The sequence below is a fragment of the Marinomonas sp. HM11-D genome (genome assembly GCF_057626615.1).
Window position 1 is genome coordinate 88,795 of sequence record NZ_JBMMKT010000012.1, and the last position, 26,465, is coordinate 115,259.

The window sequence follows — 26,465 nt, forward strand, 5'->3', positions numbered from 1 at the left end:
TTTTGTACGTACTTACCAAAAGTAAGCTTATAGTCTAGCCTATATTTCATTCACTAACCAATCCAAAGGAGTGCAGTATGATTTTAGTAACAGGCGCATCAGGCCAACTAGGTAACTTGGTAGTAAACAGCTTATTAGCAAAAGGCGTTCCGGCAAACCAGATCGTGGCCGCGGTACGTAGCCCAGAAAAAGCCAGCGCGCTAACAGCACAGGGCGTGGTCTTGCGTAAAGCCGACTACACCGACCTAGCGTCTCTTAAAACTGCAATGAGCGGTGTTAAACGCGTCGTGCTAGTTTCGTCTAGCGAAGTTGGCCAACGTGCCGTACAACACCAAAACGTTATCGAAGCAGCTAAAGAAGCAGGCGTTGAGCTGATTGCTTACACCAGTATCCTTCACGCGGACACATCGCCATTGGCCCTAGCAGAAGAGCACGTGGCGACCGAAGCCGCGCTAAAAGCATCAGGCGTACCACACGTGCTACTTCGCAACGGCTGGTACTCAGAAAACTACACCATGAGTGCAGGCATGGCAGTCGAACATGGTGCAGTATTGGGTAGTGCAGGCGAGGGTAAATACTCGACTGCCGCTCGTGCAGACTACGCCGAAGCCGCTGCTGTGGCGGTCACATCACAAGATCAAGCGGGCAAGGTATACGAGCTTGCTGGCGATGAAGCCTTCACACTAGCGCAATACGCTGCTTACATTGCTAAGATCAGCGGCAAAGAGGTGGTCTACCAAGATCTTCCTGAAGCGGAATACGCCAAAGTATTGGTAGAAGTCGGTTTACCAGAAGGCTTCGCCAACATCCTAGCGGACTCTGATGTGGGCGCGTCAAAAGGCGGTTTGTTTGATGACAGCAAAACCCTATCGAAGCTCATTGGTCGTCCAACAACATCGATTCAGGACAGCATCAAAGTCGCTCTGTCTTAATAGATCTCTGGTCGAATAAAGCCTTAGCGCTTTAACATCGATCAAAACAGGCTTGGCATTCGCACATATTTTATTGATAATGATTTTCATTAAAAAATATGATGAGATAACCAAGCCTTTTTTATGTCTGTGACCATGTCGAGTGATACCGCTTGCAAGGAAAATGTGCAAGAAATAATGCAAGCACTTACTAACCTAACAAACACTATTGTGTCGGGTTTTACCCAAGTGGAGCAGATCGAAGAGAGCGCTTATATTGATGCTGAACGACCGCAGCAAGGCATAGCTCAATTGGCGCACGCCATTGCACAAAGCACACCAGAAGCTGGGGCGCAGTTTTGGCGTTTACGCAGCTGGGGCATGCTGATCTGGCAACCAGTATCACTGGCGCTACTCAGTGCCTACCATCTAAAAATCAGTCTCGATTCGCTCGACCGTATCGCCTTACAGCAACAACAGAGCTACGCACTGGGCTTTCAGCTGCCCAGAGACAGCCAGTTCTTTCGCCATACCAGCACGGATGCGGCCATAGAATCACTCGCACCTGCCTTAAAACAACTCTGTGAACGCTATGCTGCAGCGCTGAACGAGCAAACACAGGCCCGTGCGCCATCGTTAATGGCCGTACTCGCGGATACCCTGTTTGTCAGCCTAGAACGATTAGCCTATCAGGAGATAGTCACTCTATCTGTACCTAATAAAGCCAAATGGATCTATCAACAAGGTCAAAAATGGTGTCAGTTGATGGAGCTTAAGGTGCCAAAAACCGCACAACGCTTACTCGTCAAAGAGGAAAGCTTTCAACGTAAAACCTGTTGTTTGATTTATCGCTGTGAGGGTGCCAAGGAATGCGCTAACTGTCCGCATTTAGCGGCTAAACAAACGCTCTCTGAATCAGCTATGGCCAACGACTTAAACAAAGATGCTGACCAATAAAAAAGCCAGTGTCATCGACACTGGCTTTTTAAGAGAGCTTTGAGACGTTAGATAAGCTTGAGGCTTATACGTCCAAGTTGGCTACCGATAGAGCGTTGTCTTGGATAAAGTTACGACGAGGCTCTACTTCGTCACCCATCAAGGTCGTAAACATCTGATCCGCTGCCACGGCATCATCGATGGTCACGCGCAACATACGACGGGCATCTGGGTCCATGGTCGTTTCCCAAAGTTGCTCTGGGTTCATCTCACCTAGACCCTTGTAGCGCTGAATGGTTAGGCCGCGAGACGCTTCCTTCATCAACCAAGCTTTCATGCCTTCAATAGTGGTCACAGGTTCGCTACGCTCACCACGTTGGATGAAAGAACCGTCTTCAAACAATTCGTCGATAGTTTGCGCCATCGCCACGATGCGTTTGTAATCCGCCGAGGTGAAGAATGCCGATTCAAAGCGGTAACGGGTGCTCACACCGTGGGACATGATGTCGACCACAGGTAGGTACTGGTTACGTTCAGAATCTTTCTCAACGCCGAAGTCAAAACGGAAACCGGTACGAACGTCCACTGGCATTTGTGCGCTCAGTGCATCAACCCACGTTTTTACCGTCGCTTCGTCAGAAAGCTGTTCAACCGTCAGCTCTTTGCAGTACAAAAGCTTGTTCATCACATCTTTTGGATACACACGAGACATACGATCAATGTCTTCTTCGATACGGATGTAATCACGTACCAACTTAGACAGACCTTCGCCTTGGATGCCTGGTGCATCAGCATTGACAAAGAACTGTGCGCCATCCAGCGCCACTTCGATCAAATGTTGCTCCAGTGCCGCTTCGTCTTTAATGTACTGCTCTTGCTTACCACGTTTAATCTTAAACAGCGGTGGCTGAGCGATAAAGATATGACCACGTTCGATGATTTCCGGCATTTGACGGAAGAAGAAGGTCAGCAACAGGGTACGAATGTGCGAACCGTCGACGTCGGCATCGGTCATGATCACGATGCTGTGGTAACGCAGTTTATCCGCGTTGAATTCGTCACGACCTATACCACAGCCAAGTGCTGTGATTAGGGTGCCGACTTCTGCAGACGCTAGCATTTTGTCGAAACGAGCTTTTTCCACGTTTAGGATCTTACCTTTCAACGGTAGGATCGCTTGCGTGCGACGGTCACGACCTTGCTTCGCAGACCCCCCCGCAGAGTCACCCTCCACTAGGTAGATTTCAGAAAGCGCTGGGTCTTTCTCCTGACAGTCAGCCAATTTACCTGGCAGACCGGCGATGTCTAGAGCGCCTTTACGGCGCGTCATATCACGGGCTCGGCGAGCCGCTTCACGAGCACGAGCCGCATCCAGCATCTTGTTAACGATGGTTTTCGCTTCGTTTGGTTTTTCCAGTAGGAATTCCGCGAAACGCTTACTCATCTCTTGCTCAACGGCGGTTTTCACTTCTGAAGACACCAACTTATCTTTGGTCTGCGAAGAGAACTTTGGATCTGGTACTTTTACCGATACGATCGCAGTTAGACCTTCACGGCAGTCATCACCCGTAGTCGCCACTTTTTGCTTCTTCGCTAGGCCTTCGGCTTCGATGAAGTTGTTTAGCGTACGCGTCAACGCACCACGGAAGCCCGCTAAGTGGGTACCGCCATCACGCTGTGGGATGTTGTTGGTGTAACAGTAGATGTTTTCTTGGAAGCCTTCGTTCCACTGCAGCGCCACTTCAACGGCGATGCCGTCTTCTAGGTCATCACGCTGGCACATGAAATGGAAGATATCGTTGATCGGCTGCTTGTTGGTGTTCAAGTGCTCAACGAAAGACTTCAAACCACCTTCGTAGTTAAAGAATTCTTCTTTGCCGCTACGCTCGTCTTTCAGGTGAATCGCCACGCCAGAGTTTAGGAAGGACAACTCACGTAGACGTTTCGCTAGGATATCGTAGACAAATAGGATATTGGAGAAAGTCGCTGCCGAAGGCTTAAAATGTACCGTAGTACCCTTACCATCGGATTCGCCCACTACCGCCAAAGGCGCTTGTGGCACACCGTGCGCGTAGTTTTGCTCGTAGATCTTGCCGTTTTTACGGATTGTTAGGGTCACGGTTTCAGATAGGGCGTTTACGACCGACACACCTACACCGTGCAGACCACCAGAAACCTTGTAAGAGTTATCATCAAACTTACCACCGGCGTGCAGTACCGTCATGATAACTTCGGCTGCCGAGACACCTTCTTCAGGGTGAATCTCAACCGGAATACCACGGCCATTGTCCGACACGGAAATCGATTCATCCGGGTGAATGATGACTTTGATGGTGTCACAGTAACCAGCCAGCGCTTCGTCGATGGAGTTATCCACCACCTCGAACACCATGTGGTGTAGGCCGGTACCATCATCCGTATCACCAATGTACATGCCTGGGCGCTTACGTACAGCGTCTAGCCCCTTAAGCACCTTGATACTGGACGAATCGTAACTATTTTCACTCATTTAACTCTCCTGTGCGTTTCGGGACAATTCGCCTTGTCTCATGGAGAAGTGACGAACATCTATCTGATCAGACCAAGTAAAGTCCATACTATCTGGCCCAACGCTTGTAATAAAAATTTGGCTATCCAGTGATTCCAGCAGCTGACACAGTTTACGACGGTGGTTAGCGTCCAATTCGGCGGGTAAGTCATCCACCAAAAACACCAACTGTCGACCACGTTCGATCAGCAATTGCCCTTGGGCAATTTTCAGCGCCGACACCACCAGTTTCTGTTGCCCACGAGATAAGGTATCCAAAGCATCGCCGGTGGGCGTTTTAAGGCGCAAATCAGCGCGCTGCGGGCCTGTGTTGGTGTAACCAACATCTATGTCTCGCTGGTAACTGTGCTCAATGGCCTCGCTCAAAATACGCTGGGCATCCCAGCCTTGGAAGAAGCCAAGTTGTACATTAAGGCCTGGCGCAAGCTGCTGTAACACGGCTTCAAAATGGGGCGTTAACGCTGCCACATAGGCTTTGCGAGCGCGATTCACCTGCTCACCTAAGCGGATCAACTCTTGATCAAACGCCGCCAGTAAATTGGGCGATATTTTACCACGTCTGAGCAAGCTATTCCGCTGTTTTAACGCTTTTTGCCAATCTCGCCACGCACTAATAAATTGCTCGTCAAAATGGAACACCCCCCAATCGACAAATTGGCGACGAATCTTGGGTGAACCTTCCAATAAGCGAAACGCATCGGGATTAATCAACTGAACCGGCAAGCATTCTGCCAGCTCTACCGCTGACTGAGCGGCACGGCCTTGGATACGGACTTCTACCGCACCTTCACGAGTTCGTTTAATACCCACCGGCAAGTGCTGAGCACCTTGTTCAACTTGAGCGAACACTACGCATTCCGGTTGTTCATACTGGATATAGGTTTTGTGCTTATGGCTGCGAAATGAGCGGCCAAACGACAGCAAATAGATGGCTTCCAACACCGAGGTTTTGCCGCTGCCATTTTCACCAACAATGATGTTGACCTGAGGCGAGGGTTCAAAACGGACATGGGTGAGGTTGCGCAGACGGGAAATGTCGAGGCGAGCCAGTGGCATAAGTGAGGCTTATTAGGAAAACAAGAGGGTGCTGATGCACCCTCTTAGATTCGATTACAGACGCATTGGCATCACAACGTACTGAGACGCGTGACCTTGGCCTTCTTCGATCAAGGCACTGCTGTTGGCATCGTTCAACGAAATACGCACTTCTTGTGAATCGATCACCCCTAGCACGTCAAGTAGGTAACCCACGTTGAAGCCGACTTCTAGGTTGTCACCTTGGTACTGCACCAATACCGATTCTTCTGCTTCTTCTTGCTCTGGGTTGTTGGCAAACACTTGCAACATGCCGTTCGACAAAATTAGGCGCACACCACGGTATTTTTCGTTTGATAGGATCGACGCGCGTAGGAATACTTGACGCAGTTCCAAACGATCCGCTGCGACTACTTTCTCATTATTGCGCGGGATTACGCGGTGATAATCAGGGAACTTGCCGTCAACTAGCTTAGAAGTGAAGGTATAGTCAGCCACTTTGGCACGGATGTGGTTCGAGCCAATGGTTAGCTCTACTTCGTCATCTGAATCGTTCAAAAGACGGTTCAGTTCCAGTACACCTTTACGCGGCACGATCACTTGCGTTAAGTCTCCTTTCACTTGCGCATCTTCGATCGCCGTCGCTAGACGGTGACCGTCAGTTGCCACCACGCGCAATTGACCATCGGCTACTTCAAATAGCATACCGTTTAGGTAGTAACGTACGTCTTGGTTGGCCATGGCAAAACCGGTACGGTCGATCAACTTACGTACACTGCCTTGAGGAATATTAACCACCAAGTCGCCTTGCATGTCCTGAATGTTCGGAAACTCTTCTGCAGGCAAGGTCGAGAGCGTAAAACGTGAACGACCAGAGCGGATCACGGCTTTTTGATCGTCTAGCGAGAATTCGATCACGGCGCTGTCTGGCAAACTCTTACAGATGTCCATCAGCTTACGTGCTGGTACGGTAACACGGCCTTCTTGGCATTCATCTAGTGGCGCACGACCGACCAATTCCACTTCTAGGTCAGAACCAGTCAAAGTGAGAGTCTGATCTTTTACTTCTACCAAAACATTGGCCAACACTGGCATCGTTTGTTTACGCTCGACGACACCGGCAACCAATTGTAGTGGCTTTAGTAGCGTTTCGCGGACGACTGAAAATTTCATTCTTTTCCTCGTTAATTCAATGTTTTAGACCAATTAGGTGGTCAGTATGCGCATCAATTGTTTGTAATCTTCACGGATATCCGAATCCGTATCCTGCAATTCTTTAATCTTGCGAATCGCGTGCAACGCCGTGGTATGGTCACGACCACCAAAGGCTTCACCGATCTCGGGCAAGCTATGGTTGGTCAGCTCTTTCGCTAGAGACATAGCCACTTGACGTGGGCGCGCCACCGAGCGGCTACGACGTTTCGACAGCAGGTCGCTGATTTTAATTTTGTAATACTCAGCGACAATGCGCTGGATATTATCAATGTTCACCAACTTGTCCTGCAAGGCCAATAAATCTTTTAACGACTCGCGCACGAAATCTGGCGTAATCGAACGGCCAGTAAAGTGCGAGTTGGCTATCACGCGTTTTAATGCACCTTCTAACTCACGGACGTTGGAGCGAATTTTCTGTGCGATAAAGAATGCCGAATCATAAGATAATTTAACACCGCTTTCTTCTGCTTTACGCATCAAAATTGCGACGCGCGTTTCCAGTTCAGGCGGCTCGATCGCAACCGTTAAGCCCCAGCCAAAACGGGACTTCAAGCGATCTTCCAGACCTTGGATCTCTTTTGGATAGCGATCACAGGTCAAAATCATCTGCTGACCACCTTCTAACAGAGCGTTAAAGGTGTGGAAAAACTCTTCCTGAGTACGGTCTTTACCAGCAAAAAACTGAATATCATCAATCAGTAACGCATCCACCGAGCGGTAGTAACGTTTAAAATCGTTGATCGCGTTAAGTTGCAACGCCTTCACCATATCCGCCACAAAACGCTCCGAATGCAAGTACACCACCTTGGCATTCGGATTGTGACGCATCAGCTCAGTACCAACCGCTTGCATTAAGTGGGTCTTACCTAGACCAACACCGCCGTAGATAAACAGCGGGTTGTAGGCACCACCTGGGTTTTCCGCCACCTGTTGCGCCGCGGCATGGGCAAGTTGGTTCGATTTACCTTCGACAAAGTTTTCGAAAGTAAACGAATTATTCAAGTTAGCGCCGTGGTTGATACCCCCTTCAACTTCCACCTTACGATTCGGTGGAGTAAGTGGTAACTGACCTTGTTCGTAAGGCTCCGGCTCAGGACGCACGTAGTGATCAGCCAAACTTAATGGCGCTTCAAACTCAATTTCCGGACCATCATGATCGTCGTCCATTAAGCTAAAGCCAGGACTGTAACCCGATTCAAACACTGGCTCAGCAGGTATCACACGTGGCGCCGGTTCTGGTGCTTTCGGAGCTGGGGCCGGAGGTGGTGGCGGTGGGGTGGGTTTGACAAAACCCGCCTGACGTACCGACAGCACTAAGTTAGGTGCTGGCTCGTTACCCGCAAACTCTGACAACAGCTCTTTAATACGCGCTTGGTATTTATTAGTGACCCAATCGAGCACAAAACGATTTGGAGCATACAGACACAGATCGCCATTGGACTCCTCCTCCGCTTGCAGCGGACGAATCCATGTATTGAATTGCGATGTGGAAAACTCTTCCTGCAAAGTAACAAGACAGCGCTCCCAATACTGCAAAGACACGATAAACGCTCTCCCTGATTGAGTTTTTAAATTCGATAAATTTTAAGCAAGAGGGGGATTTTAGCGTGAGGGTGGGCAGTTATCCACAAAAAAATATGTTATCCACGCTAATTTATTGAGATCAAAAAATGTTAATAACAAAATAAGTTACCCACAGCAGTGAATGAAAATTTTATTTTGTGCATAAAACACCTAGTTACACACATATTAACAGCGTCTTTGAAATATTTTTATTCACACATATTTATATTCGTAAGGCATTGTTAATAAATAACATTTTTAACTTTACACATTTGACTGTGTATAATTTAAAGAGGGCACTTAGTTTTTTACTCACAGTTGCGGTATAAGGTTGTGAGTAAAGTATGAGTGAATTTGCTGGTTAAATTTTTCACAGAAAAGCGTCCCCACCTGATTGTATTGTGCTGGCAAACACTCTAAAATCCGCGCCCTGATTTTGTAATCAAACCAAGAGGCTTGGCGGACGCTAACCCTCACACTTAGACACTGATTCAGTGAGATATAGAAATGAAAAGAACTTTCCAACCTAGCGTACTAAAACGTAAGCGTACACACGGTTTCCGTGCACGCATGGCAACTAAAAACGGTCGTAAAGTATTGGCGGCTCGCCGTGCTCGCGGTCGTAAGGTTCTAAGCGCGTAATCTTTGATGTCACGCTTTAATTTTCCCCGGCAGGTCAGACTCCTGAATGCCGGGGATTACCAATCCGTCTTTAACGACACCTCCTCTAAAGTCTTCGCAGGCGAATTCCTCCTATTAGCACGCAAACATGCCGACGATGGCCGTTTGGGTTTAATAGTGTCGAAAAAAACCGACAAGAGAGCCGTTGGACGTAACCGCATTAAACGTGTGGTACGCGATTCGTTTCGCCATCATCAAGAGCTATTAGTAGGTCTTGATATCATTTTCCTTGCCCGCCAAGGAATTCGTGAAGTCGACAACCCTGAACTGCACAAACGCTTAGAAAAAGCGTGGAAGCAGTTAGCGAAGAAAGCCCAAAAGCCAAATTCTGAGCAAAAACAACGCAACTCAAAGCAGAAATAGGCTGAAAATTCAGCTAAAGACTGGTTTAATACGGCGTGATTTTTAAAAGGGTGTTTTCACCTCCATTGTCCAACCAAACAAACTAGTTGAATACCATGGATTTCAGACGTTACTTTTTATGGGGAGCGCTGTTTGTCAGTGGCTACCTGCTGTTCCTGCAGTGGAACCAAGACTACGGCACTGCTGCAACGGCTCAAACTGCAGGCACTTCAAGCGAAACAGTTGTCGCTGCTAATGCAGATTCCGATCTTCCAAGCACTGGCAATACCACTCTGGCGGCAAGCAATGCCGACATTCCGGACCAAGCAACACCGGTTGCCAAAGGTCAGTTGATTCACGTTAAGACAGATACGCTTGATGTGGCCATCAACCCAGTGGGTGGTGACTTGGTAGAAGCTTCTCTATTGCAATACTACAAAACCCTCGAAGGCAAAGAGCCATTCGTGATTTTGGATAATGGCGATGAGCGCATTTACGTAACGCAAAGTGGTCTGATCGGTCGTGACGGCCCAGATGCCAGTGGCCAGCGCCCAACCTACAGCACAGAGCAGACGTCTTACACCCTAGCAGAAGGTCAGGACACACTTGATGTGAACCTTTACTTCACTGATGCTAAAGGCGTGAGCTACACCAAAACGTTCCGCTTCACCAAAGGCGAATACAGCATTCGTCAATTGATCACGGTAAACAACAGCAGCGCTGACACTTGGCGCGGTAACCTGTTTGCACAGATCAAACGTGACGGTTCAGAAGACCCAAGTACCGCGACTAACATGGGCCTACAGCCTTATCTAGGCGGTGCCGTGTCAGATGAAAACAACAAATACCGCAAGGTATCGTTCTCTGATATGGAAGACGAACCCGTTAAAGAAATCACTAGCAAAGGCTGGGTAGCATTACTACAACACTACTTCGTCTCGGCTTGGATTCCTGAGCAAGGTCAGAAAGTAACCCTGCAAGCGCGTTCTAATAATGGCTTCAACCTAATTGGCTTCACTGGCCAAGCCGTTGAAATCCCAGCAGGTCAGCAAGGCACACTAAGCTCAACTTTCTACGTCGGTCCTAAACTACAAGATCACCTAGCGGCAACAGCAGAAAACCTAGATCTAACCGTAGATTACGGTTGGTTATGGTGGTTGGCGAAGCCACTGTTCTGGTTACTAACAGCGATTCAATCGTTTGTTGTGAACTGGGGTGTAGCGATCATCCTAATCGTAGTCTGTGTGAAGGCATTGTTCTTCAAACTGTCTGCCGCAAGTTACCGTTCAATGGCGAAAATGCGTAAGTTCGCACCAGAACTAGCGCGTCTACGTGAACAACACGGCGATGACCGTCAAGCCATGTCACAGAAGATGATGGAACTGTACAAGAAAGAGAAGATCAACCCTCTAGGTGGCTGTCTTCCAATCTTAGTACAAATGCCAGTATTCCTATCTCTGTACTGGGTATTGATGGAATCGGTTGAGCTGCGTCATGCGCCATTTATGCTATGGATCAATGACCTTTCAGCGATGGATCCATACTTCGTACTGCCGATCCTAATGGGTCTAAGTATGCTAGGTCAGCAAGCGTTGAACCCAACTCCGCCAGACCCAATGCAAGCCCGCATCATGAAGATTATGCCAATCGCATTTACCTTCTTCTTCTTGTGGTTCCCTGCAGGTCTAGTACTGTACTGGGTAGTCAACAACACGCTGTCTATCATCCAGCAGTACGTGATTACTAAGAACATCGAAAAAGGCCAGGGCTAAGCATTCTAGCCGGCTAAATGTTCGAAAAAGGCTTCCTTCGGGAGGCCTTTTTGCTATGAACGTCTTACACTAAGCTTTAATTTTTATTCGATTGCACAGGTCGTTATGTCAGATTTTCAACAGCTCATTGACCAAGATACCATCGTTGCTCAGGCAACCGCACCAGGTCGCGGCGGGGTTGGCATTGTGCGCCTTTCGGGCGCCAAAAGTCTCGAAATTGCCAAAGCCATCATAGGTTTTGAGCCGACACCCCGTTACGCCCATTACGTTCCTTTTAAAGACGCCGCAGGCGAGCAGCTAGATATGGGGATCGCGTTGTATTTCCCAGGCCCTAACTCGTTTACCGGTGAAGACGTATTCGAATTACAAGGCCACGGTGGTCCGGTGATCATCGATATGCTGCTAAGCCGTTGTATGGCGCTTGGCGCACGTCTTGCGCGTCCTGGTGAGTTCTCAGAGCGGGCTTTCTTAAACGATAAGATGGACCTGACTCAAGCGGAAGCCATTGCCGATTTGATCGACTCATCGTCTGAGCAAGCGGCAAAATGTGCGCTGCGCTCGCTACAAGGAGCGTTTTCAAAACGCGTCGACGAGCTGGTTGAGTCTTTGATTCACCTGCGAATTTACGTCGAAGCCGCGATCGACTTTCCCGAAGAAGAAATCGACTTTATCGGCGATGGCAAGGTGGCAGCAGAGTTAGAAGAGATCCGCAATAAACTGCACAGTGTGATGAAAGAAGCCAACCAAGGTGCCTTGCTACGTGAAGGTATGAGCGTGGTGATTGCAGGGCGTCCCAACGCCGGCAAATCGAGCCTTTTGAACGCGTTATCCGGTAAGGACTCAGCGATTGTCACCTCGATCGAAGGTACTACGCGCGATGTCTTGCGTGAACACATCCATATCGACGGTATGCCGCTACACATCATTGATACCGCCGGTTTGCGCGATAGCCCAGACGAGGTCGAGCGCATTGGTATTCAGCGCGCCTGGGAAGAAATTCACAAAGCCGATCGCATTCTCTTGATGGTGGATAGCCAATCGGTTCATTCCAATGATCCCAATGAGATCTGGCCAGAATTTATGAGCCAGCTAACCGCCCAAGATCACTTAACCTTGGTGCGTAATAAGGTGGATTTGACTAAGGAAAGCACGGGCTACGAAGACGTAAACGGCTTACCGGTGATTTCTTTATCCGCGAAAACCAATGATGGTGTCGATGCGCTGAAGAGCCATTTGAAGAGCATCATGGGCTTTGACAGCACCACCGAAGGTGGCTTTATCGCCCGACGTCGCCATATTGAAGCACTGCAAAAGGCCAATCGTTACCTAGACGCTGGCTTTGAACAGCTACATGGCTATGGCGCTGGGGAGTTATTGGCAGAAGACTTAAAAGAAGCACAACAAGCGTTAAGCGAGATCACAGGGGCATTCACCAGTGATGATCTGCTTGGACGCATCTTTGGCTCCTTCTGTATCGGTAAATAACGCAAAATGCCCACTACATGTGGGCATTTTCGTATCATGTTGTGAATCTTACATTTTCACTACGACACGTCCGCGAATACTGCCGTAAATCAGCTGTTCTGCGTAATCCAAGCTCTCCGCTAAACTGATCGTCGTGCTGATTTTATCCAAGTCAGCCGCCGTCAATAACTCCGCCAAACGCTGCCAAGCCATTTCACGATCTACCAGCGGGCGCATCACACTGTCGATGCCATATAAAGTCACGCCACGCAGGATAAAAGGCATTACCGTAGCGGGAAAATCCATTCCTTGTGCTAGACCACAGGCCGTTACAGCGCCACCATAACGAGTGCTGGCACAGGCATTCACCAAGGTATGACTACCAACGCAATCGACCACACCGGCCCAACGCTCTTTTTGAAGGGGGCGGCCTGTACCACTGAGCTCAGCGCGATCAATCACCTCGCTAGCGCCCAAGCTTTTTAGGTAGTCCGTTTCTTCTAAACGTCCAGTACTGGCCACCACATCAAAACCTAACCTGCTCAGTAAACGCACCGCATAGCTACCCACACCACCATTAGCGCCTGTCACTAAAATCGGCCCATGGGCAGGGCTCAGGCCATGCTTCTCAAGCGCCATCACACTCAACATCGCGGTGTAACCTGCGGTACCAATGGCCATGGCTTGCTCTGGCGTAAACGCACTAGGCAAAGCAATCAGCCAATCGCTGTTTAAATTGGCACGCTCAGCTAAGCCGCCCCAATGGGTTTCGCCCACGCCAAAGCCGTTTAATAACACTTGATCGCCCACTTGAAAGCGATCGCTGCTCGATGACATCACTTCACCGACTAAATCGATACCTGGCACCATGGGAAATTGACGTACTACAGGCGATTTTCCAGTAATGGCCAACGCATCCTTGTAATTTAGGGTGCTGGCTTGGACGGCGATTTGTACATCGCCTTCAGGTAAATCCTGCTCTGAGACGGTGCTCAGATTGGCATGATAGCCTTGTTCATCGTTGTTAATGACCACTGCGTTAAACATAACGTTCTCCTCATCAGGGCAAGTGTCTAAAACTAGACAGATGCTTAGCGCGGCAAACCCGCTAAGTAAAATTTCTCAAACTGCACCAAGGGACTGCTCGATTGCATCAAACGAGCACGCGCCACGGCACCTTCCCAACCAACCCAAAATACATGAGCTAGGGCGGCCACATCGGCATCGGCACTCAACAGGCCTTGTTGTTGAGCGAGCGTCAGACATTGCGCCACCTTGTTTTGCCAACTTTGATAGGTGGCTAACACCGCTTGGCGCATGGCCTCAGGCAATGCGGTCGCTTCCTGTTCCAAATTGCCCACTAAGCAACCACGCTTAAACGCGTATTTCTCCATACCCGCTTTGGCCGACTCGATAAAATTGCGTAAGCGTGTCAACGGCGGCAATTGTTCATCTAATAGATGGCGATCCAGCTTGTTCTCAAAGTAATCGCGATAACGCTGCAACACGGCTAACGCAAACGCTTCTTTACTATCAAAGTAGTGGTAAAAAGAGCCTTTGGGTACCTGCGCCGAACGTAACATGGGCTCTAGCCCTGTGCCTTGAAAGCCCGATTGTGTCAGCCAAACCACTCCAGCCTGTAATAGCGCCTCACGTGTATCGAAATAATTCAAATCGTTTTGTTTTGGTCGTCCGCGACGGGGTTGTCCAGCGTCCATTCATCACCTCACTTTTAGACCACTCGTCTAAAAATAGGCAGTTGTGCACAAAAGCACAAGTAATCAGGCGCTTAAGCTATCCACAGAAGACGAGAAAAGTGGCTTTCTTGCTTTATTCACAATGTAGGTTAACTAGCAATCGATCTGTCAAGAAATTTTATTCACAATTTTTTTGAGATAAATGGCGGAAGATGAAAAAAAATCCAACTTTCCGTCTGTGGATTATTTTTTTAGATTTTACCTGTATGTATAACCAAAAAAAGACATAATTATTAACAATTTCAATTGGTTATACAGTTATTTTTTTTAGGTTATGCTTGTGGACAAAGACGGTAATAAGTGCATAAGAAGTTTTGCACAGGTTGGGACAATTTCATGCGTAAAAACCGAGCCTGTATAACTCACACCTTTATGCACAAGCTTAGGTTATCCACACTACAGGAATACAGGCTATTGTTTAACAAGTTCTTATACGCATAAGATAATGAAATATATAAGTTTTTTTTAGTTAATAACAGAATTTGGCTTGGTATATAAATAACTCAAACATAAATAAACACTATATATACTTCTTATTTTATTTTTGATGACCGGGAAAATGGGGTGGAGCGTCTCTTTCAATTTGGAATTTACCCGATATACTTAGCGCCCTTGTTAAATCAACTGTTCGTTTTTTATTCATTACCGAGGTTTGTGTGGATTTCCCAACTCGCTTTGATGTGATTGTAGTCGGCGGTGGCCATGCTGGTACCGAAGCCGCTCTTGCTGCAGCACGTATGGGTGTCAAAACCCTTCTTCTTACTCACAATATTGAAACGCTGGGGCAAATGTCTTGTAACCCTGCGATCGGTGGCATTGGGAAGTCCCACCTAGTCAAAGAAATTGATGCTTTAGATGGCGCCATGGCTTTGGCTACCGATATGGCAGGGATTCAATTTCGTACACTAAACAGCCGCAAGGGACCTGCGGTGCGCGCCACTCGTGCCCAAGCCGACCGTATTTTATATAAAGCGGCGATTCGTCATATGTTGGAGAACCAAGAGAACCTATGGTTGTTCCAACAATCTTGTGAAGATCTGATTGTCGAAGATGGCGCTGCGCGTGGTGTGGTGACACAAAGTGGTATCCGCTTTTTAGGTAAAACCGTGGTATTAACGACCGGTACCTTCCTTGGTGGCATTATCCACGTAGGAATGCAGAATTATTCTGGCGGTCGTGCGGGTGACCCAGCGTCAATTGGCTTAGCGCAGAAGTTACGTGCGCTGCCATTCCGTATTGACCGTTTGAAGACCGGAACACCGCCGCGTATCGATGCCCGTACGGTAGACTTTTCAGTAATGCAAACGCAGCCAGGCGATGATGTTACTCCTGTGATGTCCTACATGGGCAGTCGTGCATTGCACCCACAGCAGATTAACTGTTTTATTACCCATACTAACGAGCAAACCCACGACATTATTCGTTCGGGTATGGATCGTTCGCCCATGTATGCCGGTGTGATTGAAGGGGTTGGCCCACGTTACTGTCCATCGATTGAAGATAAGATTGTGCGTTTCGCCGACAAGAATTCCCATCAGGTGTTTATCGAGCCAGAAGGTCTAACGACCCATGAGCTGTATCCAAATGGTATCTCTACGTCGTTGCCATTTGATGTGCAGTTGGATTTGATCCGCTCCATGAAAGGTTTGGAGAATGCCCACATTACGCGCCCGGGTTACGCCATTGAATACGATTACTTCAACCCACAGGATCTGAAGTACTCGCTGGAAACCAAACACATGGAAAGCCTGTTCTTTGCTGGACAAATTAACGGTACTACTGGCTATGAAGAAGCCGGTGCACAAGGTTTGTTGGCCGGTATGAACGCGGCTTTGCAAGCCCAAGGCAAAGACGCTTGGACGCCACGCCGTGACGAAGCCTACTTGGGCGTATTGGTCGATGATTTGATCACCATGGGCACCAAAGAACCGTACCGCATGTTTACTAGCCGTGCGGAGTACCGTTTGATCTTACGTGAAGACAACGCGGATATGCGTTTGACTGAAAAAGCGCATGAAGTGGGCTTGGTATCGGAACAGCGTTGGGCCGCTTTTTGCGAAAAACGCGAAGCAATCGAACAAGAAACTCAGCGTATGAAGTCGTCTTGGATTGTACCGAACACGCCAGAAGCGGAGGCGATCAATCCGAAGCTTGAAACGCCGATTAGCCATGAATACAGTCTGTTAGATCTGTTGAAACGTCCAAATGTGGAATACGCTGATGTGGCGAACTTGAAAAATGCACCAGAACAGCCAGTGCCTGAGCAAGTGGCGGAACAGGTACAAATTTCGGTGAAATATGCGGGTTACATTTCACGTCAGGCGGAAGACATTGAGCGTCTACGTCGTCAAGAAAATACGCCGTTACCAGCGAACATTGATTACTCTGTGATTGATGGCTTGTCGAACGAAGTGAAACAGAAGTTAAGCGAGGCACGTCCTGCAACTTTGGCGGCGGCTTCGCGTATCCAAGGTGTGACGCCTGCGGCGGTATCTTTACTGTTGGTTCACTTGAAAAAACGTGCCATAAGCAGCAAAAGTGCCTAGAATCAGCATCCAATAGTATGCATTTCTAGGAATCATTGTGAGTTATTTTGATACCCTCAAGCGTGGTGCCGGTGACATGGGCATCGCGCTTTCTGATGAGACGGTTGAGCGTCTTGTTCAATATCTAGGTCTACTGGAAAAATGGAACAAGGCCTACAACCTGACCGCCATTCGCGACGCTGACAAGATGGTGTCTTTGCACCTATTGGACAGCTTAGCGACACTTCCTTTCATTACCGGTAAAAAAATCATTGATGTGGGCACAGGTCCAGGTTTACCTGGCATGGTCTTAGCAATCTGTTTACCGGACCATGACTTTACCTTACTCGACAGTAATGGCAAAAAGACACGTTTTCTGACCCAAGTGAAAATGGAAATGGGTCTAAAAAACGTCACCGTTGCCAATGAACGAGTGGAAAACCACGCCCATCAAGGGGTCTACGATCATGTGACCTCACGTGCGTTTGCTTCCTTGGAAGACATGATTAATTGGTGCTTACCATTACCGTCGGCAAGTGGTAATTTCCTAGCCATGAAAGGCGTGTATCCGCACGATGAACTGGAGCAACTTCCGGACACGGTAACGGTACAAGAGATCCAACCATTGAGTGTTCCCACCATTGATGCTGAACGTCATATGGTGATCATGACCCGCAAAGGATAGTAAAACTATGGCGCGAATCATCGCAGTGACCAATCAAAAAGGTGGTGTTGGCAAGACGACAACCTGTGTCAACTTGGCTGCTTCATTAGGCGCTATGAAGCGCCGCGTACTTTTGATTGACCTCGATCCTCAGGGAAATGCGACCACTGGCAGTGGTTTGCACAAAGAAGAACTCGATAAATCTGTGTTTGATGTGCTAGTCGGTACCCATGGTGTGAAAGAGGCCATGACCTACAGTGAAACGGCGGGCTACACAGTACTGCCGGCCAACGGTGATCTGACGGGGGCCGAAGTGGTACTGCTGGATTTGCCGAGCAAAGAAACCCGTTTGCGTGCAGGCCTGTATGAAGTCGAAAACGATTTTGACTACATCCTGCTCGACTGTCCGCCATCGCTAAATATGCTAACCGTTAATGCGTTAGCCGCAGCACAAGGGGTGTTGATTCCAGTACAGTGCGAATACTACGCCCTAGAAGGTTTAACCGCCTTGCTGCAGACCATTGAGACCATCTCGACGGCTTTGAATCCAGCCCTCGCCATCGAAGGGATTCTGCGTACCATGTACGATCCTCGTCCGAGTTTGACCCATGATGTGTCGACTCAGCTGGTCGAGTATTTTGGCGATAAAGTCTTTGATACGGTGATTCCGCGTAACATTCGCTTAGCGGAAGCCCCAAGTTACGGTTTGCCGGTGCTGCATTACGAAAAGCAGTCCCGTGGTGCAGTGGCGTATCTTGCCCTCGCCGGAGAATTTATTCGTAAACGCGCCGTGGCTGCGTAACGCCCGATGCAAAATAAAGGTTGATTGGAATGACGATGAAAAAGCGCGGATTAGGTCGCGGTTTAGATGCTTTATTGGCGCCTAAAGCGGCACCAGCTCAGGATATGACAGACGCCGGTGAAGGCAGTAATGCTAAGCCTGAGAATACGATTCAAGGACTGACATATTTGCCTGTTGACTGGTTAAGTAAAGGCAAATTCCAGCCTCGTCGTGATATGAACCCGAGTCATCTGGACGATCTGGCCAATTCGATCCGTAATCAAGGCATCATGCAACCGATCGTGGTGCGTCCATTAGGCGAGCAACGTTACGAAATCATCGCTGGTGAGCGCCGTTGGCGCGCGGCGAAAATTGCCGGCCTAGACAAGGTGCCGGTGATCATTCGCCATGTGGAAGATTCCGACGCTGTGGTGTTGGCGCTGATCGAAAACATTCAACGAGAAGATCTTAACCCAGTGGAAGAAGCCATGGCGCTGCAACGCTTGGTGGAAGAATTCAGTCTGACGCAACAGCAAGTGGCTGACACCGTCGGTAAATCTCGTTCCGCAGTCGCCAATATTTTGCGTCTTCTCAACTTAACCCCTGATGTCCGTCGTTTGTTAGAGCATGGCGACATTGAAATGGGCCATGCACGTGCTTTGTTGGCTCTTGACGCTGAGCATCAGGCGCAGGCGGCATCGCAGGTCATCACCAAATCGTTATCGGTTCGAGAAACGGAAAAACTGGTGAAAACCTATCAAAATCCTGAGGCGAAACCAGAACCGCCAGCGTTGCCTGATTTTTCTGCTCATGCATCGAGAATCTCGGACAAGATTCAATCTAAAGTCAATATTCAGCCAAGCGCGAAAGGCAAGGGTAAACTCGTCATTGAGTACCGTGATCAGGCCCATTTAGAGGCCATGATGAGTGAGCTTTTTGGCGTTTAATTGCCAATTTGGTGCGATAGCACCGGAATATGGTAGACATTAGGCTAATAGTGCACTTTCTATGCCGTGTTTGTATTGAACCCTTTTGGCATAACCCATATAATGCGTCGGATTTTAAATTTGATCACATTGTGTGCGTATTTTTACGCATTGAAATGGTGCATCAAGCTAGGGGAAATTGATGGCTCATAGCAAACCGCTGAAGGCGAGTGCTTTATTAGCCGCGAAAAAACGTGCCGTGTTTCGCTTTATTGCAATACAACTCGTGCTAGTTTTTTGCCTTAGTGCTGGAATTTATGTGATTTACGATGGTCTACACGCCTACTCATTTTTAGCAGGTGCTTTGGCCAGCGTACTTCCAAGTTTTTACATGGCATGGCGAGTATTCGGACATGCTGGGACACGCGCTGCGAAAGACGTAGTTCGGTCCTTCTACCGAGGTGAAGCAGGCAAGCTTGTGCTCACGGCGATTTTATTAGCGGCCGTGTTTATTTTGATCAAGCCTATTGCTGCTGGCGCATTGTTCGCTGGCTTCGGAATTGCGATTTTGAGCCATTGGCTCAGCCCGCTACTGCTTAAATACTGATACTAAGTAGTAGATGGGGACGGTTTTAATCATTGAAAGAGTGTGGATGTAAATATGGCAAGTGAAAATCTCACAGCGTCAAGCTACATACAGCACCACCTTCAGAATTTGACCTACGGTCAACATCCTGATGGTACGTGGGGTATTGCTCACGGTGCTGAAGAAGCTGCGGCAATGGGGTTCTGGGCGATTCACCTGGACACGATGTTGTTCTCGATCGGCCTGGGTATCCTGTTCCTTTGGTTATTCCGTAAAGCGGCGAAGAAAGTGTCGGTTGACACGCCTTCTGGTCTACAGAACTTCGTTGAGCTAATGGTGGAATTCGTTGACAAGAGTGTCAAAGAGACATTCCACGGTCGTAACAAAGTAATCGCGCCGTTGGCGTTGACCATCTTTGTTTGGGTGTTCTTGATGAACACAATGGACTTGGTACCGGTAGACTTCCTACCGCATCTAGCATCGTTGCTAGGCGTACCATACTTCCGTGTGGTTCCGACTACTGATTTGAACGCAACTCTAGGCATGTCGATTTCTGTCTTCATTTTGATCATTTACTACAGCATCAAAGTGAAAGGCGTGAGCGGCTTCGTTGGTGAGTTGACGCTACAACCTTTCGGTAAGTGGATGATTCCTTTCAACCTATTGTTGGAAGGTGTAGGCCTGCTTGCTAAACCTGTTTCTCTAGCGCTACGACTTTTCGGTAACTTGTACGCTGGTGAATTGATCTTCATCTTGATCGCGATCTTGCCTTGGGGCATTCAATGGGCGTTGTCTGTGCCTTGGGCGATCTTCCACATTCTAGTAATCGTACTGCAAGCATTCATCTTCATGATGCTGACAATCGTTTACCTGAGTATGGCGCACGAAGATCACTAAGATCGCGTTGTAAAACGATTTTTTTAAACCTTGAAATCTTAAAAACTGTGAAAATTAGGAGTTAAAATGGAAACTGTAGTTGGTCTAACCGCTGTTGCTGTAGCCCTTCTTATCGGTCTAGGTGCCCTAGGTACTGCGATTGGTTTCGGTCTACTTGGTGGTAAATTCTTGGAAGGCGCTGCGCGTCAACCAGAAATGGTTCCAATGCTGCAAGTTAAAATGTTCATCGTAGCAGGTCTTCTTGACGCTGTAACAATGATCGGTGTTGGTATTGCATTGTTCTTCACTTTCGCAAACCCATTCGTTGCTCAGGTTGCTGGCTAATATTTCGCTTTGACGAAAAGTGATTTATTAATTTTGAACGACTAGAGCGAGGATATTTGCGTGAATATTAATCTCACACTAATAGGCCAAGCTATCTCGTTTGCTATTTTTGTGTGGTTCTGCATGAAGTTCGTGTGGCCACCAGTGATTGCTGCGCTCGAAGAGCGTAGCAAGAAAATTGCAGACGGTTTGGAAGCAGCTAACCGTGCTTCACGTGATCTAGAGCTAGCTCAAGAGCAAGCGACTAAGACACTACGTGAAAGCAAGGAACAAGCGGCCGAGATTATTGAACAAGCCAACAAACGTGCTAACCAAATCATTGATGAAGCGAAAGAGCAAGCGCTAGCGGACGGCAAACGCCTACGTGAAGCAGCTCAATCAGAGATTGAACAAGATGTTGTACGTGCTAAAGAAGCACTACGCACTCAAGTTTCAGCTCTAGCTCTTGCCGGTGCTGAGAAGATTTTGGGCGCCAGCGTTGACGAAAAAGCACATAGCGAGATCGTTGAACAACTCGCCAAAGAGCTATAAGCGAGGGTCCTATGGCTGAATTAAAAACAGTCGCGCGACCATACGCCAAAGCAGCTTTTGAAGTCGCTCGTGAGCAAGGCCAAGTAGCTGAGTGGGCCAATATGCTAAGCATATTGGCTACTGCTACAAAAGAGCCAAAGCTAAGCGTAGCGCTTCAGAACCCAGCTTTTAGTGCGCAAGAGAAGGCAACGGCTCTAGCGGAAGTGTGTAACGAAGTGGTCACTGATGCGGGCAAAGCTTACTTGCTAAGCCTTGCAGAGAATAAGCGACTTACGCTTCTTCCAGCGATTTCTGAGTTATTTGAGCAGTTCAAACTGAATTACGAAAAAGCAGTAGATGTAGTAGTTACCTCTGCTTTTGCGCTATCAGCAGAACAAGAGCAAACACTGGCCGCTTCACTTGGTAAAAAATTGGACCGTAAAGTCAATTTAACCAGTGAAACAGACGCAAGCCTTATTGGTGGCGTGGTAATCCGTACCGGTGATTTAATCATCGACGGTTCAGTACGCGGAAAACTGGCGAAACTGGCCGAAGCGATAAACTCCTAAGGTTTCATCTGTGAAACCAGGGTTGAGGAATTTAGCATGCAGCAACTGAATCCATCTGAGATCAGCGAGATCATTAAGAAGCGCATCGAGTCACTTGATGTGTCTTCAGATGCCCAAAATGAGGGCACAATTGTCAGCGTTGCAGACGGTATCGTATTGATCCACGGTCTAGCTGACGTAATGTACGGGGAAATGATTGAGTTCCCTGGTGGTGTCTTTGGTATGGCATTGAACCTAGAGCGTGACTCTGTAGGTGCCGTAGTACTAGGTAACTACCAAGACCTTGTAGAAGGTCAAAAAGCAAAATGTACTGGTCGTATCCTTGAAGTACCAGTAGGTCCTGAGCTACTAGGCCGCGTTGTTGACGCGCTTGGTAACCCAGTAGACGGTAAAGGTCCTGTTAACGCGAAAATTACTGATGCAGTTGAAAAAGTTGCACCAGGCGTAATCGCTCGTCAAGGCGTTGATCAGCCAGTACAAACTGGTTACAAAGCGATTGACTCAATGGTGCCAATCGGCCGTGGTCAGCGTGAGTTGATCATCGGTGACCGTCAGATCGGTAAAACCGCTCTAGCAATCGACACTATCATCGCTCAGAAAAGCTCTGGCATTAAGTGTGTGTACGTTGCGATCGGTCAGAAACAATCTACTATCGCGAACGTAGTACGTAAGCTTGAAGAAAACGGCGCAATGGCATACACCACTGTTGTCGTAGCGGGTGCCGCTGATCCTGCAGCAATGCAGTTCTTGGCTCCTTACTCTGGCTGTACTATGGGCGAATACTTCCGTGACCGCGGTGAAGACGCATTGATCGTATTCGATGACTTGACGAAACAAGCTTGGGCTTACCGTCAAATCTCATTGCTACTACGTCGTCCACCAGGTCGTGAAGCATACCCAGGTGACGTTTTCTACTTGCACTCTCGTCTTCTAGAGCGTGCGTCTCGCGTAAGCGCTGACTACGTAGAAAAGTTCACTAACGGTGCCGTTAAAGGTCAAACAGGTTCTTTGACTGCTCTACCTATCATCGAAACCCAAGGTGGTGACGTATCTGCGTTCGTACCAACGAACGTAATCTCTATCACCGACGGTCAGATCTTCCTTGAAACTAGTGCTTTCAACGCGGGTATCCGTCCTGCAATGAACGCTGGTGTATCGGTATCTCGTGTAGGTGGTGCAGCGCAGACGAAAATCATCAAGAAGCTAGGTGGCGGTATCCGTCTTGCTCTTGCTCAGTACCGTGAATTGGCAGCATTTGCTCAGTTCGCTTCTGACCTTGATGATGCGACTCGTAAGCAACTTGAGCACGGTAAGCAAGTAACTGAATTGATGAAACAAGGTCAGTTCAGTCCAATGTCAGTAGGTGACATGGGCGTAATCCTTTACGCTGCCAACGAAGGCTACCTTGCGGATGTTGAAACAAGCAAAGTTGCAAGTTTTGAAAGTGCATTGTTGAGCTACATGAACAGCGAACACGCTGCCATGATGCAAGACATCAACAAGACTGGTAACTACAACGACGAAATCGCTGGTACATTTAAGTCAGCGATTGAGAAGTTTAAAGCGACACAAACTTGGTAATGACTTGGTGGCTGGCTCGCCAGCCACCAATCATCTCTGCAGTTTGTGAATTAACATTCTCACAAGGGCAGGTCTAATATGGCAGTCGGAAAAGAGATACGCGCTCAGATTGGGAGCATTAACAATACGCGAAAAATTACCCGTGCTATGGAAAAAGTAGCAGCGAGTAAGACGCGTAAAGCTCAGGATCGTATGGCCTCTTCTCGTCCGTATGCAGATCGCATTCGTCAAGTGATTGGTCACTTGGCTAACGCGAATCCTGAGTATAAGCACCGTTACCTAACCGAGCGTGAAATCAAGCGAGTTGGTTACGTCATCGTATCCAGTGACCGTGGTTTGTGTGGTGGCTTGAACGTAAACGTGTTCAAAGCTGCGATTAAAGACATGAAGCAATACGTTGAAGCAGGGGTCGAAGTTGAGATCTGTGCAGTCGGCTCAAAAGCTGTGTCTTTCTTCAAAAACTACGGTGGTAAAGTAGCTGCAGCCGTTACTGGCCTAGGTGATGCTCCAGAAGCATCGCGTTTGGTAGGTAGCGTAAAAGTTATGTTGGATGCGTTTGATGAAGGTCGCATCGACCGTCTAGTTTTGGTGTCTAACGAATTTGTTAACACCATGACTCAGAAACCAGGTGTCGAGCAACTTTTGCCGCTACAAGCAGAAGAAAATGCAGAACTGAAGCACCACTGGGACTACATCTACGAGCCAGACGCAGTCGAGATCTTAAACGATCTTTTGGTTCGTTACATTGAGTCTCAGGTATACCAAGCCGTTGTTGAAAACATTGCGTGTGAACAAGCCGCTCGAATGCTGGCTATGAAGAACGCAACGGACAACGCGGGCGAAATCATTAATGAATTGCAGTTGGTGTACAACAAGGCACGTCAGGCAGCCATTACTCAGGAAATTTCTGAGATTGTTGGCGGCGCGGCAGCGGTTTAAGGTATTTAGGTATTAAGAGGATCCGAACATGAGTAGCGGACAAATCGTACAGATTATCGGTGCGGTTATCGACGTGGAATTCCCACGTGATAACGTGCCAAAAGTATACGACGCCCTCACTATCGAGGGTAAAGAGCTAGTGTTGGAAGTTCAACAACAGCTAGGCGACGGTATCGTACGTACTATCGCCATGGGTTCTACTGAAGGTCTAAAGCGTCACCTAGAAGTTCAAAACACTGGTAAGCCAGTGTCTGTACCAGTTGGTACTAAGACTCTAGGTCGTATCATGGACGTTCTAGGTAACCCAATTGACGAGAAAGGCGCAATCGGTGAAGAAGAGCGTTGGTCTATCCACCGTTCAGCTCCATCTTACGCTGATCAGTCGAACAGCAGTGAATTGCTAGAAACAGGTATCAAGGTAATCGACCTTGTATGTCCGTTCGCGAAAGGTGGTAAAGTTGGTCTGTTTGGTGGTGCCGGTGTAGGTAAAACCGTAAACATGATGGAGCTTATCCGTAACATCGCGATCGAGCACAGCGGTTACTCTGTATTCGCAGGTGTAGGTGAGCGTACTCGTGAGGGTAACGACTTCTACCACGAGATGACTGAGTCGAACGTAATCGACAAAGTATCTCTAGTATACGGTCAGATGAACGAGCCACCAGGCAACCGTCTACGTGTAGCACTAACAGGTCTTACTATGGCGGAAAAATTCCGTGATGAAGGCCGTGACGTACTATTCTTCGTCGACAACATCTACCGTTACACACTAGCGGGTACTGAAGTATCAGCCCTACTAGGCCGTATGCCTTCTGCAGTAGGTTACCAGCCAACTCTTGCAGAAGAGATGGGTGTACTTCAAGAACGTATCACGTCTACTAAGACTGGTTCTATCACGTCTGTACAAGCGGTATACGTACCTGCCGATGACTTGACTGACCCATCTCCAGCGACAACGTTCTCGCACTTGGATGCAACAGTTGTATTGTCTCGTGACATCGCGTCTTTGGGTATCTACCCAGCGATCGACCCACTAGACTCTACTTCTCGTCAGCTTGACCCACTAGTAATCGGTCAAGAACACTACGACGTAGCGCGTGGCGTTCAGATGGTTCTTCAGCGTTACAAAGAGCTGAAAGACATCATCGCGATCCTAGGTATGGACGAGCTATCTGAAGAAGATAAGCAGACAGTAAACCGCGCTCGTAAGATCCAGCGTTTCTTGTCTCAGCCTTTCTTCGTAGCGGAAGTATTCACTGGTTCTCCAGGTAAATACGTTTCTTTGAAAGACACTATCCGTGGCTTCCAAGGCATCCTAAACGGCGAATTCGACGACCTTCCAGAGCAAGCGTTCTACATGATCGGTAGCATCGAAGAAGCTGTTGAGAAAGCTAAGAAACTTTAATAATCCACGCAGTGTCGGCGAGCCTTGGCTCGCTGACAACGCCTGACTTGAAAGAGGCAACTTATGGCTATCACGGTACAATGCGATATCGTAAGCGCTGAACAAGAGATCTTCTCAGGTTTAGTTGAGACTCTTGTGGCTGCAGGTAGTTATGGCGACCTAGGTATTTACCCTGGTCACGCGCCTTTGTTGACTACGTTGCAACCAGGCCCTGTTCGTGTGATTAAGCAAAACGGTGAGCAAGAAGTTATCTTCGTATCTGGCGGCTTCCTAGAAGTGCAGCCACACCGTGTAACTGTCTTAGCAGATACCGCTGTACGCGCGGACGATCTTGATGAGGCAGCAGCACTTGAAGCACAGAAACATGCTCAAGATCTGTTGAATCAGCAACAATCTGATTTGGACTACAGCCGTGCAACGGCTGAATTGGCGGAAGCGGTAGCTCGTCTACGTACTATCCAACAATACCGTCATACTAAGTAATGACGTTATAGTCCCTAAAAAGCAGCCTTATGGCTGCTTTTTTTATGCCTA

25 protein-coding genes are annotated in these 26,465 nt (G+C 48.2%); 19 read left to right on the forward strand and 6 right to left on the reverse strand.

The features are described from left to right. Nucleotides 1-77: 77 nt before the first annotated feature. Nucleotides 78-932, forward strand: coding sequence for an SDR family oxidoreductase (locus ACOSVP_RS14810; protein WP_487348266.1), 855 nt, complete (start codon nt 78-80; stop codon nt 930-932). 177 nt (nt 933-1,109) lie between these two features. After that, entirely contained in the window at nt 1,110-1,868 is a 759-nt protein-coding gene (locus tag ACOSVP_RS14815) for a (2Fe-2S)-binding protein (RefSeq protein WP_487348267.1), read from the forward strand. 64 nt (nt 1,869-1,932) lie between these two features. On the opposite strand, the gene gyrB is transcribed toward ACOSVP_RS14815, so the two are convergent. The 4 genes from gyrB to dnaA are packed head-to-tail and all read right to left on the reverse strand — an operon-like array spanning nt 1,933 to nt 8,187. Continuing rightward, complete coding sequence (gene gyrB / locus ACOSVP_RS14820) at nt 1,933-4,356, reverse strand: DNA topoisomerase (ATP-hydrolyzing) subunit B (protein WP_487348268.1); 2,424 nt, start codon at nt 4,354-4,356, stop codon at nt 1,933-1,935. Further along, nucleotides 4,357-5,451, reverse strand: a complete 1,095-nt coding sequence (recF, locus tag ACOSVP_RS14825) for a DNA replication/repair protein RecF (protein ID WP_487348269.1) — start codon at nt 5,449-5,451, stop codon at nt 4,357-4,359. A 54-nt stretch (nt 5,452-5,505) separates the two neighbouring features. Beyond that, nucleotides 5,506-6,603, reverse strand: a complete 1,098-nt coding sequence (dnaN, locus tag ACOSVP_RS14830) for a DNA polymerase III subunit beta (RefSeq protein WP_487348270.1) — start codon at nt 6,601-6,603, stop codon at nt 5,506-5,508. 33 nt (nt 6,604-6,636) lie between these two features. Then, nucleotides 6,637-8,187 (reverse strand): chromosomal replication initiator protein DnaA, encoded by a 1,551-nt coding sequence (gene dnaA, locus ACOSVP_RS14835; protein WP_487348271.1) that lies wholly within the window; start codon nt 8,185-8,187, stop codon nt 6,637-6,639. A 528-nt stretch (nt 8,188-8,715) separates the two neighbouring features. Here dnaA and rpmH point away from each other — a divergent pair. The 4 genes from rpmH to mnmE all read left to right on the forward strand — a co-directional run bounded on the left by rpmH (nt 8,716) and on the right by mnmE (nt 12,488). Beyond that, nucleotides 8,716-8,850 (forward strand): 50S ribosomal protein L34, encoded by a 135-nt coding sequence (rpmH, locus tag ACOSVP_RS14840; RefSeq protein WP_072242069.1) that lies wholly within the window; start codon nt 8,716-8,718, stop codon nt 8,848-8,850. Nucleotides 8,851-8,856: 6 nt separating this feature from the next. Beyond that, nucleotides 8,857-9,252 carry a ribonuclease P protein component gene (rnpA, locus tag ACOSVP_RS14845; protein WP_487348272.1) on the forward strand — a complete coding sequence of 132 codons (396 nt, stop codon included), beginning with the start codon at nt 8,857-8,859 and terminating at the stop codon, nt 9,250-9,252. A gap of 95 nt (nt 9,253-9,347) precedes the next feature. Then, nucleotides 9,348-11,003, forward strand: a complete 1,656-nt coding sequence (gene yidC, locus ACOSVP_RS14850; RefSeq protein ID WP_487348273.1) for a membrane protein insertase YidC — start codon at nt 9,348-9,350, stop codon at nt 11,001-11,003. A 105-nt stretch (nt 11,004-11,108) separates the two neighbouring features. Beyond that, nucleotides 11,109-12,488, forward strand: a complete 1,380-nt coding sequence (gene mnmE, locus ACOSVP_RS14855; RefSeq protein ID WP_487348274.1) for a tRNA uridine-5-carboxymethylaminomethyl(34) synthesis GTPase MnmE — start codon at nt 11,109-11,111, stop codon at nt 12,486-12,488. A gap of 48 nt (nt 12,489-12,536) precedes the next feature. Here mnmE and acuI read toward each other — a convergent pair whose 3' ends face one another. Together acuI and acuR are read right to left on the reverse strand one after the other, a co-directional pair. Then, the gene (gene acuI, locus ACOSVP_RS14860; RefSeq protein ID WP_487348275.1) at nt 12,537-13,514 is read right to left on the reverse strand and encodes an acrylyl-CoA reductase (NADPH); all 978 of its coding nucleotides are present in this window, start codon (nt 13,512-13,514) and stop codon (nt 12,537-12,539) included. Between the two features lie 44 nt (nt 13,515-13,558). After that, nucleotides 13,559-14,185 (reverse strand): acrylate utilization transcriptional regulator AcuR, encoded by a 627-nt coding sequence (acuR, locus tag ACOSVP_RS14865; RefSeq protein ID WP_487348276.1) that lies wholly within the window; start codon nt 14,183-14,185, stop codon nt 13,559-13,561. A gap of 695 nt (nt 14,186-14,880) precedes the next feature. Between acuR and mnmG the strand changes: the two genes are divergently transcribed. The 13 genes from mnmG (at nt 14,881) to ACOSVP_RS14930 (ending at nt 26,414) form a co-directional block, all read left to right on the forward strand. After that, nucleotides 14,881-16,770, forward strand: a complete 1,890-nt coding sequence (gene mnmG, locus ACOSVP_RS14870) for a tRNA uridine-5-carboxymethylaminomethyl(34) synthesis enzyme MnmG (protein ID WP_487348277.1) — start codon at nt 14,881-14,883, stop codon at nt 16,768-16,770. A gap of 37 nt (nt 16,771-16,807) precedes the next feature. After that, nucleotides 16,808-17,434, forward strand: coding sequence for a 16S rRNA (guanine(527)-N(7))-methyltransferase RsmG (gene rsmG, locus ACOSVP_RS14875; protein ID WP_487348278.1), 627 nt, complete (start codon nt 16,808-16,810; stop codon nt 17,432-17,434). A 7-nt stretch (nt 17,435-17,441) separates the two neighbouring features. Next, nucleotides 17,442-18,215 (forward strand): ParA family protein, encoded by a 774-nt coding sequence (locus tag ACOSVP_RS14880; RefSeq protein WP_487348279.1) that lies wholly within the window; start codon nt 17,442-17,444, stop codon nt 18,213-18,215. Nucleotides 18,216-18,244: 29 nt separating this feature from the next. Then, nucleotides 18,245-19,141: a ParB/RepB/Spo0J family partition protein gene (locus tag ACOSVP_RS14885; protein WP_487348280.1), complete on the forward strand. Its 897-nt coding sequence runs from the start codon at nt 18,245-18,247 to the stop codon at nt 19,139-19,141. Nucleotides 19,142-19,322: 181 nt separating this feature from the next. After that, on the forward strand, nt 19,323-19,727 hold the full coding sequence (locus ACOSVP_RS14890; RefSeq protein WP_487348281.1) for an ATP synthase subunit I: 405 nt from the start codon (nt 19,323-19,325) through the stop codon (nt 19,725-19,727). 54 nt (nt 19,728-19,781) lie between these two features. Next, a complete protein-coding gene (gene atpB, locus ACOSVP_RS14895; protein ID WP_487348282.1) occupies nt 19,782-20,603 on the forward strand; it encodes a F0F1 ATP synthase subunit A in 822 nt (273 codons plus the stop codon). A 66-nt stretch (nt 20,604-20,669) separates the two neighbouring features. Beyond that, complete coding sequence (gene atpE, locus ACOSVP_RS14900) at nt 20,670-20,927, forward strand: F0F1 ATP synthase subunit C (RefSeq protein WP_067035513.1); 258 nt, start codon at nt 20,670-20,672, stop codon at nt 20,925-20,927. 60 nt (nt 20,928-20,987) lie between these two features. After that, nucleotides 20,988-21,458, forward strand: a complete 471-nt coding sequence (locus tag ACOSVP_RS14905) for a F0F1 ATP synthase subunit B (RefSeq protein WP_487348283.1) — start codon at nt 20,988-20,990, stop codon at nt 21,456-21,458. A gap of 11 nt (nt 21,459-21,469) precedes the next feature. Then, nucleotides 21,470-22,006, forward strand: coding sequence for a F0F1 ATP synthase subunit delta (locus ACOSVP_RS14910; protein ID WP_487348284.1), 537 nt, complete (start codon nt 21,470-21,472; stop codon nt 22,004-22,006). Nucleotides 22,007-22,042: 36 nt separating this feature from the next. Beyond that, nucleotides 22,043-23,587: a F0F1 ATP synthase subunit alpha gene (atpA, locus tag ACOSVP_RS14915; RefSeq protein ID WP_487348285.1), complete on the forward strand. Its 1,545-nt coding sequence runs from the start codon at nt 22,043-22,045 to the stop codon at nt 23,585-23,587. A 78-nt stretch (nt 23,588-23,665) separates the two neighbouring features. Then, a complete protein-coding gene (atpG, locus tag ACOSVP_RS14920) occupies nt 23,666-24,526 on the forward strand; it encodes a F0F1 ATP synthase subunit gamma (protein ID WP_487348286.1) in 861 nt (286 codons plus the stop codon). Nucleotides 24,527-24,554: 28 nt separating this feature from the next. Beyond that, a complete protein-coding gene (gene atpD, locus ACOSVP_RS14925; protein ID WP_487348287.1) occupies nt 24,555-25,931 on the forward strand; it encodes a F0F1 ATP synthase subunit beta in 1,377 nt (458 codons plus the stop codon). A 63-nt stretch (nt 25,932-25,994) separates the two neighbouring features. Next, nucleotides 25,995-26,414 (forward strand): F0F1 ATP synthase subunit epsilon, encoded by a 420-nt coding sequence (locus ACOSVP_RS14930; RefSeq protein WP_487348288.1) that lies wholly within the window; start codon nt 25,995-25,997, stop codon nt 26,412-26,414. The last annotated feature ends 51 nt before the right edge of the window (nt 26,415-26,465 follow it).